Raw genomic sequence first — 11,635 nt, 5'->3', positions numbered from 1 at the left:
ATCATATACGACGGAGGAAATTAAGGAAGAGGTTCTTTTTGAAATTGTGAATTCTGTGAACTTTGCACCAAGTCATAAGCGAACAAAACCGTGGAGATTAAAAGTTTTTCGTGGTGAAGAAAAAAATCAGTTAGGAGAAAAATTGGCAGAAATTTATAAACAGACCGCCAATCCCGAAAACTTTCTTGAAAAGAAGTATTTGGATATTTCCGATAAAGTGGCAATGTCAAATGCGATCATTACGATCAGTGTGAATTTAAGCGGTTTGGTTCCGGAATGGGAAGAGATAGCGGCAACAGCGATGGGCGTTCAAAACATGTATCTTACTGCAACGGCAAACCAAATCGGTTGTTATTGGAGCACGCCGGGAATGATTAATCATCTTGGTAAATTTCTTGGTTTAGAAGAAAATCAGAAATGTATCGGTTTATTTTATTTAGGAAAAGTATAACCGAATTTGTTGAAAATAAAAAAGAGTTTCTATTACCTAGAAACTCTTTTTTTATATTTAAATTTTTCTATTGATTTAATAAAATTGCTGCTTCTTTCGCCGCATAAGTGAAAATCATATCTGCTCCTGCACGTTTGATGCACGTTAAACTTTCGATGATGGCTTTGTCGTTATCTAACCAACCGTTTTGTGCAGCGGCTTTTAGCATTGCATATTCGCCAGAAACATTATAAACTGCAATCGGCAAATCGATGAGGTCACGAACTTTCGAAACAATATCCAAATAAGGCATTCCGGGTTTTATCATGATAATATCTGCACCTTCAGCAACGTCTTTTAAAACTTCATCAATGGCTTCTCTGGAATTATGAAAATCCATCTGATAGGTTTTTTTGTCTTGTGGGATTTCCTGATTATCGACTGGCGCTGAATCTAAAGCACTTCTGAAAGGTCCGTAAAATGAACTCGCATATTTCGCAGCGTAACTCAGAACTCCAACATCAGTGAATCCGCTCTCTTCTAAACCAGTTCTGATTGCTGCAACTCTTCCGTCCATCATATCGCTTGGCGCAACAATGTCTGCTCCCGCTTCTGCTAATGAAACTGACATTTTCACTAATGAATCGTTAGTTGCATCGTTGTCGATTTTTCCATTAGTGACAATTCCGTCGTGACCGTAGATCGAGTAAGGATCCAAAGCAACGTCAGGCATAATCACCATTTCCGGGACTGCATCTTTAATTGCTTTAATGGTGTTTTGCATCAACCCGTTTGGATTCCATGATTCTTTTCCGGTGTTGTCTTTCAAGTCCTCAGATACTTTCATGTACAAATTGACTGCTTTTACGCCAAGAGAAAATAATTCCTGACATTCCTTCACCGTAAGATCTAACGTTCGCCTAAAGATTCCAGGCATCGAGGAGATAGGTTCTTGTTTGTTTATGCCTTCCATGACGAAAATGGGCATGACAAAATCATTAGTAGTAAGTGTAGTTTCCTGAACAAGTGCTCTGATAGCGGCATTTGCTCTTAATCTTCGGTTTCTTGAATAGATGATCATTTTTTGGAATGGTATTTGATTTATCGACTGCAAATTTAAATATAGTTTTGCGAAAAAGCTATTGAATTTCAAATAGAATTTCTTACTTTTGTAAGGATATATGTCAAAATAAAATTGTTATAGGTGAAAAATTTATTATTTTTAGTAATATTTGTCGGCAGTTTAACAGTGCTTTCGGGAAAAGTTTCCGCGCAGTCTGTTGATCGAGTTTCGATGATGACCAATCAGAAATCAGATGATGGGGTAATGGTTGCATATCCTAATCCTGCTCGTGATTTTATAATTGTAAAGTCAAAAGATGCATCTTTAAGAATAAAGTCGGTTACTTTTTATTCTATTTTAGGGATTCAAGTTGCAGAATATCAAATTAATAAAAATTCTGAAGAGATTCGTTTAGATAAACTTAAACCAGGTAAATATTTAATGAGGTATGTTCTAAGTGACGATACTCAGAAAGTCACACAGATCGTAAAACAATAAAATATAATCCTTGGAGTTTCTTCAAGGTTTTTTTTTTGATGATGTTATATATGCACAATATCGATAGGCTTTGATGAAAAAATTCTTAATTTTATATTAATGGAAGTACGCGAAAAAATAGTAATTATTGGTGGTGGTTTTTCCGGACTTCAATTGGCGAAATCACTTAACAATAAAAGGAAAAAAGTGATGGTCATCGATAAAGTGAATCATCATATGTTTCAGCCGCTTTTTTACCAAGTTGCTTGTGGACGAATCGAGCCCAGTAATATTTCATTTCCTTTCAGGAAGATTTTCCAGCGTTCTCGCAATATTCAATTTCGCTTAACCGAAGTGCAACAAATTATTCCTGAGCAAAATAAAATTATTACCGCAGAAGCAGAATTTACTTATGATAAATTGGTGATTGCGACTGGTTGCAAAACTAATTTCTTTGGCAATGCTAAAATGGAGCATCTAACTTTTGGAATGAAAAATACCCAAGAAGCAATTGCGATTAGGAATCACGTTTTGCTGACTTTTGAGAAATTAATTATTGAAAGAAAACGCAGTGATGACGGAAATTGGAATATCGTTATCGTGGGAAGCGGACCAACAGGCGTAGAGCTGGCAGGAGCTTTTGCAGAAATGAAAAAAGATATTCTGCCACGCGATTATCCTCACATGAATTTTGATGATTTAAAAATTGTTTTGATAAGTTCTACAGAGATGCCTCTGGGCGTAATGAGTGAAGAAGCACAAAAGAAATCTGCCCAATATTTGAAAGAGTTGGGAGTTGTTTTTATGAAAGACGAAATGGTGACTGATTATGATGGTGACAAAGTTTACATGAAAAGTGGAAAAACAATTCCATCGAATAATGTAATTTGGGCCGCAGGAGTTATCGGTAATATTATTGATGGTTTAAATCCTGAAACAATAGTTCGAAACAGATTCAAAACAGATCGCTATAATAGGATTCTTGGTTATGATAATATCTTTGCGATTGGAGATATCGCATACATGGAAACACCACTATATCCAGCAGGTCATCCTCAGGTAGCAAACGTTGCTATTAATCAAGGGAAAAATTTGGCAAGAAATTTTCTCAAAAATTCTGAGAAAGATTGGAAGCAATATGAGTATAAAGATCAAGGCAGTCTAGCAACTATTGGGAAACACCGCGCTGTGGTTGATTTACCTAATTTTAAATTCCAAGGTTTTTTTGCCTGGTTTTTTTGGATGTTTTTGCACTTGATGCTTATTTTGAGTGTAAGAAATAAACTGGCGGTTTTCTTCAATTGGATGTGGAGTTATATTAATAGAGATTCTTCATTAAGGCTAATAATTATTCCTAATAAAAAGAACAATACAGAACAATGAGAATAGATATTATAAGTGTTTTACCAGAATTAATGGAAAGTCCTTTTCAAGCTTCAATTCTGAAAAGAGCAATGCAGAAAGATTTAGCAGAAGTACACTTTCATCAATTAAGAGATTGGAGTATCGGAAAACATAAACAAATCGATGACGAACCTTATGGCGGTGGTGCAGGAATGGTAATGATGATTGAACCCATCGATAAATGTATTTCTGAATTAAAAACCCAACGTGATTATGATGAAATTATCTATCTCACACCAGATGGTGAAACATTAACTCAAAGAATTGCAAACACGCTTTCTATAAAGAAAAATCTTATTTTTTTGTGTGGTCATTATAAAGGAATTGATCAACGAGTCCGTGACCTTCATATTACAAAAGAGATATCAATCGGCGATTATGTACTTACCGGTGGCGAATTGGCGGCGTGTGTTTTAGCTGATTCTATCATTCGATTATTACCGGGAGTTTTAAATGATGAACAATCTGCATTAACCGATAGTTTTCAGGACAATTTGCTTTCACCACCAATCTACACAAGGCCTTCCGAATACAAAGGTTTGAAAGTGCCCGATATTTTGCTTAGTGGTCACTCGAAAAAAATTGAAGAATGGCAACACGATCAAGCCGTAAAAATTACTTTAGAAAGAAGACCAGATATTTTAGATTAAGCATAATCATTTATTTTCACGAAGTATAAAAGAGCAGTTAATTTTTAGGATGAGAAATAAAGATGAAAAAGAAGTAATTGCTTTCTATAATGTAGAAAATTTATTTTGTCCCGATATTCCACGGGTGCATAAATTAGATCCCACCGCATCTGGACTGCAAAATTGGGATGAAAGAAAATACCAAAACAAACTTTTTAAAATTGCGCAGGTTTTTCAATTGATCTTTGAAAGGGAAAATTCTTTGCCTATGTTGATTGGCATATCCGAAGTTCAGGGTAAAAAACCTTTGGAGGAATTGGTGAAGTTAGACCCATTTAATTCCAATTACGGAATTGTACATTACGAGTCGATGGATGAGAGGGGAATCGATGTGGCGCTTTTATATGATAAAAGTAAAATCGAAATTATTTCTTCCGAACCTATTTCTTATCTCTTCGCTGTCGAAACTAAAGATTCAGAATATTATGATACGACTAGAGATGTTTTGTTTTGCAAAGTGAAATATTTACAAATGATTATGAATATTTTTGTTCTTCATCTCCCTTCGAAAAGAGAAAAAGATATTAATAAACCCAAACGCGAATATATTCTCAAAGATCTGCATCAAAAAATTTCAAACTTAATTTTAATTGACAAAGAAGCGGTGATAATCATTGGTGATTTCAATGAAAACCCCGATGAAGAAATGATAGTTAATTTTAATTATGACAATAATTTTAATGAAATTCTAGTGAACCCCTCCTACGAATTATTCAAAAACGAAAAATTTTCTACATTTCATTATAAAAATGGCTTGCTTTTTGACCAGATGATTTTGTCCACTGATTTTTTTAATTCCAATTACCCGCTTCAATTTAAAGATACAAAAGTCTTTAATCACGAAAAACTAAGTAATCGAGATAAGAAATTTGCAGGACGACCTTTCAGAACGTATGCTGGGTCAAGGTATTTAGGTGGTTATAGCGATCATTTTCCTATTTTGACGGTATTAGAAAAAAAACCAGTATAATTTTAATAAAAAAAATTAAACCGAAAAATTCTTTTAAAATGAAAAATGCAATTAATGCCGAATATCATTTAGATAAGATAGATAAAGAGATTATCTATATGTTGATGGATAATGCGAAAACATCTCTTGCTCATATTTCAAAAAACGTTGGGATTTCCACAACAGCTGTGCATCAGCGAATAAAAAAATTAGAGCAGGCGGGCGTAATAGAAAATTCCATCTCTTTTCTAAATCCTCGAAAAATAGGTTTCAAAGTGGTGTCGTTTATTGGAGTCTTTCTAGAACAACCCAGTCATTACCATGATGCAATCAAAGCGCTCAATGAAATAAATGAAGTAGTGGAAGCGTATTATACCACAGGAAATTACACGATATTTCTTAAGGTTTTATGTAAAGATAACGATCACTTGATGGAAATTCTTAATAAGATTCAAAAATTAAAAGGTGTTACCAGAACAGAAACTTTTATCTCTTTAGAACAAAGTATCAACAGACAGCTTAAGGTGTAAAATCGATTATCGGTAATATTGCCATCTATAAAAAAGCATGCTTCTTTAGAAGTGTGCTTTTTTGTTCCCTTTTTTTTCAAAAACCTTAACATTCATTTGCAGATAATTGGCTAAATTTACATTCTATAATTAATGAAAATATATTTTCTAATATAACATCATAATCCATGCAAAAAACATTAGAAAAAAAGCAGACAATTTCAATGGAAAATCACAGTGAGGCAAGGAATGAGGGATTGCCTTTCAATACCAAATATTTCGATGGTATTAATCTCAACCGAAGCGCAATCGAACGCCGTGTAAATACGCTTCCCGGAAGACGAAGTGTGAAAAAAGAATTTCAGGCAGCATGGCTTTTGAAGGCAATTTCGATGATTGATTTGACGACTTTGGCAGGCGACGATACGCGCGGAAATGTTCTTCGACTTTGTGAAAAAGCGTTGAATCCCGTTCGTGAAGATATTTTGCAAAAATTAGGAATGGAAAATGCCAATCTCACAACGGGTGCGGTTTGCGTTTATCATACTTTAATTCCTTTCGCCAAAGAAGCTTTGAAGGGAACAAACCTCCCAATTGCGGCGGTTTCTACAGGATTTCCGGCAGGTAAAATTTCCCTAGATGAAAAAATCACAGAGATTAAAAAATCAGTCGCAGCTGGAGCAACAGAGATCGATATCGTTATTTCCCGGGATTTGGTTTTAGAATCGAAATGGAAAGAACTCTACGACGAAATCAAACTTTGTCGTGAAGCTTGTGGCGATGCACACATGAAAACCATCCTCGCAACCGGCGAAATCCCGACTTACACCAAAGTAGCAAAAGCTTCTTGGGTCGCAATGATGGCGGGTTCAGATTTCATTAAAACTTCCACCGGGAAAGAATCGGTGAACGCCACTTTGGCGGTGAGTTTGGTGATGATCCGTTGTATCCGAGAATATTACGAATTAACCGGCGTGAAAGTCGGCTACAAACCAGCTGGTGGAATTCAGAAAGCAAAACAAGCTTTGGATTATTTAATTTTAATTAAAGAAGAATTGGGCAACGATTGGTTAACTCCAAACTTGTTCAGATTCGGAGCAAGTTCCTTATTAGGTGATATCGAGAGACAGTTAGAACATTACGTAACCGGACGATACAGCGCAGGGTTCAGACATCCGATGGCTTAATTATTTGGGCGCCTTTTTCCGCCCTCCGTTCCCGCTTTTTTGCTCCACTTCGTTTCGCAAAAAGAGCTCCACTCAGGTCGGGACGCAGGTGAGAACTAGAAATTAAGAAAGGTTATAACAATAAATAATGAGTTTTCTAACAGCGTAAATTCAGATCATTTTTTTGCTCTTTTGGAAACCTTGAAAAAATAAAACTTTTGTGTCTTTTGTGGTTAATTAACACATTGCCAAATCAGCACATTATCAAATCAAAATAATGGAAATCAAAGAAATATACGACACCATGGTTTACGGTCCCGCTCCCGAAAGCGCAGCTTCTGCTGTGGAATTTTTAGAAAATCATAACAGAAGTTTTGATTTATTCATCGGCGGAGAATGGATGAAACCAAACTCCAAAAAACACCTCGATTCCAATAATCCTTCCAACAAAGAATTTTTGGCAAAAATCGCAGATGCAGACGAAACCGATGTGGACAAAGCCGTAAAAGCCGCCAACAAAGCACTTCCGGAATGGGTTGCAATCGGTGGATTCGAACGTGCAAAATATTTGTACGCAATCGCTCGTCAAATTCAGAAAAACTCACGGCTTTTTGCAGTTTTAGAAACTTTAGATAACGGAAAACCCATCCGTGAAACCCGAGATATTGATATTCCGATTGTTGCCAGACATTTTTACCATCACGCAGGTTGGGCAAAATTGATGAATACCGAATTCAAAGACTATAAAGAAGTCGGCGTTATCGCACAAATCGTTCCTTGGAATTTCCCATTGATGATGCTCGCATGGAAAATTGCTCCGGCTTTGGCGATGGGAAATACCGTTGTTTTGAAACCTGCAGAATTAACTTCTTTAACCGCTTTGCTTTTTGCAGAAATTTGCGAAAAAGTGGGACTTCCGAAAGGCGTTGTGAACATCATCACCGGAAGAGGAACTGTTGCCGGTTCCGCTTTGGTTGGGCACAAAGAGATTCAGAAAGTCGCTTTCACAGGTTCTACCGATGTGGGAAAAATTTTAAGAAAACAAATTGCCGGATCTGGCAAAAAAATATCCCTTGAATTAGGCGGAAAATCGCCTTTCATTGTTTTCGAAGATGCAGATTTAGATTCTGCAGTTGAAGGAATTGTAGATGCAATTTGGTTCAATCAAGGACAGGTTTGTTGCGCAGGTTCTCGACTTTTAATTCAGGAAAGTGTTGCTGAGAAATTTTATAAAAAATTAAGAGCAAGAATGGAAACGCTCCGAATCGGTGATCCGATGGATAAAGCGGTCGATATGGGCGCAATTGTTTCTAAAGAACAATTCAAAACCATCGACGATATGGTGAAATTGGGCGTGAAAGAAGGTTGTACGATTTATCAATCGAAAAACGCAGTTCCGAAAAACGGATATTTTTATCCACCTACTTTGTTTACCGATGTTTCCACGAGTTCTACGATTGCGCAGGAAGAAATTTTCGGACCGGTTTTGGTGGCGATGACTTTCCGTTCTCACAATGAAGCGGTGGCTTTGGCGAACAATATAAGATATGGTTTGGCGGCAAGTATTTGGACTGAAAATATTAATTTGGCTTTAGATGTTGCACCAAAAGTAAAAGCAGGAAGCGTTTGGATTAATTGCACCAATCAGTTTGATGCTTCGTCTGGTTTCGGTGGTTACAGAGAATCTGGCTTCGGAAGAGAAGGTGGAAAAGAAGGTTTGTATGAATACATGAAACCGAGAATTGAAGACGAATTTGCATCAAAACCAATTTTGCCAAAAACTGAAAAACCGAAAGATTCAAAAAAATCAAAAAATACTTTAGCAGAAATCGATCGTACGACTAAAATGTATATTGGCGGAAAACAAGCTCGTCCAGATGGAGGTTACAGCACAGAAATTACGAATGCTTTCGGAGAATATATCGGCGAAGTTTCGGAAGGAAACAGAAAAGACATCAGAAATGCCGTGGAAGCAGCTCATGCAGAGAAATCTTGGGGCGGAATGACCGGGCATGCAAGAGCACAAGTTTTATATTATATCGCAGAAAATTTAGCGATTCGTTCAGAAGAATTCGCAGAAAGAATTGTGGAAATGACGAATCAATCTTTAGAATCTGCAAAAGATGAGGTTGAAAAATCAATCGAAAGAATTTATACTTACGCCGCTTATGCCGATAAATACGACGGTGCAGCACATTCAACCGTTCAACGGATGGTGACTTTAGCAATGCCAGAAGCAATTGGAGTGATGGCAATTGTTTGTCCGGACGAAAATCCGTTGTTAGGATTTATTTCTACGGTAATTCCTGCGATTGCGATGGGAAATAGAGTAGTAGTAATTCCATCTGAAAAGCATCCGTTCTCGGCAACCGATTTTTATCAGATTTTAGAAACGTCAGATGTTCCTGCCGGAACGGTAAATATCATCACCGGACCCAAAGAAGAATTAGCCAATGAACTTGCCAAGCATTATAATGTAGAAGGAATCTGGTATTTTGGAAGTGCAGTAGGAAGTAAGAATATCGAATTGTTATCCACTGATTCTATGAAACGTTCTTGGGTAAATTTTGGTAAATACAGAAACTGGCTGAATCCAAAACATGGTGAAGGTCAAGAGTTTTTAAGACACGCTACAGAAATCAAGAATATTTGGATTCCTTATGGAGCGTAGATTTTTTAAAATATAAAATGGAAACCACGAGATTTTTTTCGTGGTTTTTTATTGAGAGAGTTTGAATAACTTCAAAATAGAATTTTGGCAATACCATATTATTTGTAGTTATTTTTCCATCTGATTGAGTCCCCAAATTGATAACCTTCCGCAAAAATTCCTTTTGTTAAAGTTTCATTCTCATAATCATAATTGCAACAAGTTAATGATAATGCTTTTGTAAATTCAATTTTGTGCAAACTATTTTTAAAAACAGTAACATTTTCCCCTCTAAATTTGTTTGCAACACTTGGATATATAATGCCATCAAATTTTTTTGGTGACCAATTTTCCAAATCTTGTACATAATTTGAAAAATATGCCGAGATTTTGTAATCATCATTTTGCTTAATTGTGCTTTTTGCAAACTGTTTTGAGAAAAATTCAGAAGTTAATTCCTTATATTCCTTATCTAATGTTTTTAAATCTTTTAAATTATTATTTATATTATTCGCTAGTTCTTCAAAAGATTTCCTTTTATTAATTACTTCTTCGATTGGATTTAAAATAACTAAATTTAATATCTGATTTTTTTTTACTTTCCATACTCCCATTGTAAAATTCTTAATATCCATAGCTCCTAAATTTTGGCAACATTCAAATAATGCTAAATCTACTTGATGAGCACCATAAAAAACCGGTTGATTAATAATATTGGCTCTTCCAAAAGAATTTGCTTTTTTCGGCATTCCAATTTCAGAAATAAAGTTGAAGGGTTTCTGCAAAGAATTGTTATTGTTTTCTCTTGCTCTAAAAATATGATATCTTTCATCCCAAATTACTGGAGTAAAAGAAATTATTGGGAAAATTTCGTCAAGTTGCATTTTCAAATCTTCATACGAAATTATAGACAAATCCAAAGATTCGAATCTTTGGATATTTTTCTTTAAATCAAATAGATTTGGTGGTGTTCTATGTTTAAATAAATCTGTCTCGTGCTGATCCATACAATTATGATTTGCATCCAAATATGCAAAATACTTTTCAACTCACCAAATTCATGATATTCGTCTTAATTATTTTTATTCATAACCCGCCAAAACTCATTAAAAAACATAGTTTTGGCGGATTATAATTTTTTATTCCGAAAACAAATCTCCCAATTCAATAGTGTTTTCAACTAATTCGTTGCTGTATTCGTTTTCTTTTAATCCGAATGTAGTAACCATTGTAAGGAATATGTTTTTTGATGTTGCAGTTTCTTTTTGCAATTCCGAAATCTTATTTTTCAGGTTGAGGTAATATTTTTTTTCAATCGAAAAAGTGGAGTTGCAAAATTTCATTTCACACAAATTCATGATGTTGTCATCACGATCGATGAGCAAATCAACTTGTGCATTGGCATTAAACCAACTGCTGTTTACCGAATAAATTGCATCAATCCGAAGTGCTTTTTTAATTTGAGAAACATGCTTCAAACAAACTGTTTCAAAACTAAATCCCGACCACGAAATATAACTTTGGCTTTTGTGCAATCGTTGCCAAGTTCCTGCACCATTATCTTTATTGTTTTGAATAAATTTCAAATAAAATTTAGAATATTCGTCCGACAAACGATAAAGGGTGAGTTGTTTTTTATTACCGAAATATGCATATTCACGCACAAAACCAGATTCTGTAAGTTCGGCTAATTTCAAAGAAAAATCTCCGCCGCTTGCTATTTTGCTTTTTTCGAGGAGTTCTTGCCGGGTAATTCCCTTGTTGCATTGATCCAGAATTTTGATAATGGCTAAATGTTTTTCCGAATTATCAAACAGAGAAGCATATAATTGATCGAATTCATAGCGTAGTAATCCGTCTTTCGAGAAACAAAGTTGGTCGATATTTTGCGCCACACTCAATCCTTTTTGTAGTTTTTCCAAATAATGCGGAACGCCGCCCATCATCATATAAATTTGTGCAACGTCATATTGCGTATATCGAATGCCTCGACTTTTCAGAAAAAGATCGGTTTCTTGTAAATTAAAGGGCAATAATCTGATTTGTTGGGTGATACGATTGTGAAGTCCGCCTTTGTTTCTGATGATTTTTTGCAACATATAGGAAGCCGCAGAACCGCAAATCACGATAATTAAATCATCTCTTTTGGTGCAGTAATGATTCCAAAAGTTTTCGAATGCAGTTAGAAATTTTGATTTTGCGGTGGCAATCCAAGGGAATTCGTCGATAAAAATAACTTTCTTTTTTGATGATTTTAACCGATCCAAATAATTTTCTAACAGCGAGAAAGCCTCAAAC

11 protein-coding genes are annotated in these 11,635 nt (G+C 35.4%); 8 read left to right on the top strand and 3 right to left on the bottom strand.

Annotation, left to right across the window (positions count from 1 at the left end; genetic code table 11):
* A partial coding sequence (locus tag WBY99_RS03625; protein ID WP_423974976.1) for a nitroreductase family protein occupies window positions 1-451 on the top strand: 451 nt, incomplete at its 5' end.
* Window positions 452-518: 67 nt separating this feature from the next.
* Here WBY99_RS03625 and hemB read toward each other — a convergent pair.
* Window positions 519-1,511 carry a porphobilinogen synthase gene (gene hemB, locus WBY99_RS03620; RefSeq protein WP_423974975.1) on the bottom strand — a complete coding sequence of 331 codons (993 nt, stop codon included), beginning with the start codon at window positions 1,509-1,511 and terminating at the stop codon, window positions 519-521.
* Between the two features lie 123 nt (window positions 1,512-1,634).
* On the opposite strand from hemB, the gene WBY99_RS03615 reads away from it, so the two are divergent.
* The 7 genes from WBY99_RS03615 (at window position 1,635) to WBY99_RS03585 (ending at window position 9,358) form a co-directional block, all read left to right on the top strand.
* Window positions 1,635-1,991, top strand: a complete 357-nt coding sequence (locus WBY99_RS03615; protein WP_423974974.1) for a T9SS type A sorting domain-containing protein — start codon at window positions 1,635-1,637, stop codon at window positions 1,989-1,991.
* A gap of 99 nt (window positions 1,992-2,090) precedes the next feature.
* Window positions 2,091-3,353 carry an NAD(P)/FAD-dependent oxidoreductase gene (locus WBY99_RS03610; protein WP_423974973.1) on the top strand — a complete coding sequence of 421 codons (1,263 nt, stop codon included), beginning with the start codon at window positions 2,091-2,093 and terminating at the stop codon, window positions 3,351-3,353.
* Complete coding sequence (gene trmD / locus WBY99_RS03605; RefSeq protein WP_423974972.1) at window positions 3,350-4,024, top strand: tRNA (guanosine(37)-N1)-methyltransferase TrmD; 675 nt, start codon at window positions 3,350-3,352, stop codon at window positions 4,022-4,024. Before WBY99_RS03610 ends, trmD begins: the two co-directional genes overlap by 4 nt.
* Window positions 4,025-4,073: 49 nt before the next feature.
* Window positions 4,074-5,033 carry an endonuclease gene (locus WBY99_RS03600; RefSeq protein ID WP_423974971.1) on the top strand — a complete coding sequence of 320 codons (960 nt, stop codon included), beginning with the start codon at window positions 4,074-4,076 and terminating at the stop codon, window positions 5,031-5,033.
* 38 nt (window positions 5,034-5,071) lie between these two features.
* Complete coding sequence (locus WBY99_RS03595) at window positions 5,072-5,542, top strand: Lrp/AsnC ligand binding domain-containing protein (RefSeq protein ID WP_423974970.1); 471 nt, start codon at window positions 5,072-5,074, stop codon at window positions 5,540-5,542.
* Window positions 5,543-5,745: 203 nt separating this feature from the next.
* Window positions 5,746-6,708, top strand: a complete 963-nt coding sequence (deoC, locus tag WBY99_RS03590; protein ID WP_423974969.1) for a deoxyribose-phosphate aldolase — start codon at window positions 5,746-5,748, stop codon at window positions 6,706-6,708.
* Between the two features lie 256 nt (window positions 6,709-6,964).
* A complete protein-coding gene (locus WBY99_RS03585) occupies window positions 6,965-9,358 on the top strand; it encodes an aldehyde dehydrogenase family protein (protein ID WP_423974968.1) in 2,394 nt (797 codons plus the stop codon).
* Window positions 9,359-9,456: 98 nt separating this feature from the next.
* On the opposite strand, the gene WBY99_RS03580 is transcribed toward WBY99_RS03585, so the two are convergent.
* Together WBY99_RS03580 and WBY99_RS03575 are read right to left on the bottom strand one after the other, a co-directional pair.
* The gene (locus WBY99_RS03580; RefSeq protein WP_423974967.1) at window positions 9,457-10,365 is read right to left on the bottom strand and encodes an RES domain-containing protein; all 909 of its coding nucleotides are present in this window, start codon (window positions 10,363-10,365) and stop codon (window positions 9,457-9,459) included.
* Between the two features lie 111 nt (window positions 10,366-10,476).
* Window positions 10,477-11,635, bottom strand: a 1,159-nt coding sequence (locus WBY99_RS03575) for an AAA family ATPase (RefSeq protein WP_423974966.1), incomplete at its 5' end; no start/stop codon positions are given.

Origin of the sequence: Kaistella sp. (genome assembly GCF_049588135.1) — a bacterium.
In the GTDB taxonomy this organism is placed as follows: Bacteria; Bacteroidota; Bacteroidia; order Flavobacteriales; family Weeksellaceae; genus Kaistella.
The sequence above is the reverse complement of the archived record's forward strand: the minus strand, read 5'-3'. Positions and strand labels throughout refer to the sequence as shown.

What these genes read in the sequence shown, in the direction of transcription:
- WBY99_RS03600 (WP_423974971.1), top strand. Translation starts at nt 4,074, where the DNA reads ATGAGAAATAAAGATGAAAAAGAAGTAATTGCTTTCTATAATGTAGAA.
- trmD (WP_423974972.1), top strand. Translation starts at nt 3,350, where the DNA reads ATGAGAATAGATATTATAAGTGTTTTACCAGAATTAATGGAAAGTCCT.
- hemB (WP_423974975.1), bottom strand. Translation starts at nt 1,511, where the DNA reads ATGATCATCTATTCAAGAAACCGAAGATTAAGAGCAAATGCCGCTATC.
- WBY99_RS03595 (WP_423974970.1), top strand. Translation starts at nt 5,072, where the DNA reads ATGAAAAATGCAATTAATGCCGAATATCATTTAGATAAGATAGATAAA.
- deoC (WP_423974969.1), top strand. Translation starts at nt 5,746, where the DNA reads ATGGAAAATCACAGTGAGGCAAGGAATGAGGGATTGCCTTTCAATACC.
- WBY99_RS03585 (WP_423974968.1), top strand. Translation starts at nt 6,965, where the DNA reads ATGGAAATCAAAGAAATATACGACACCATGGTTTACGGTCCCGCTCCC.
- WBY99_RS03610 (WP_423974973.1), top strand. Translation starts at nt 2,091, where the DNA reads ATGGAAGTACGCGAAAAAATAGTAATTATTGGTGGTGGTTTTTCCGGA.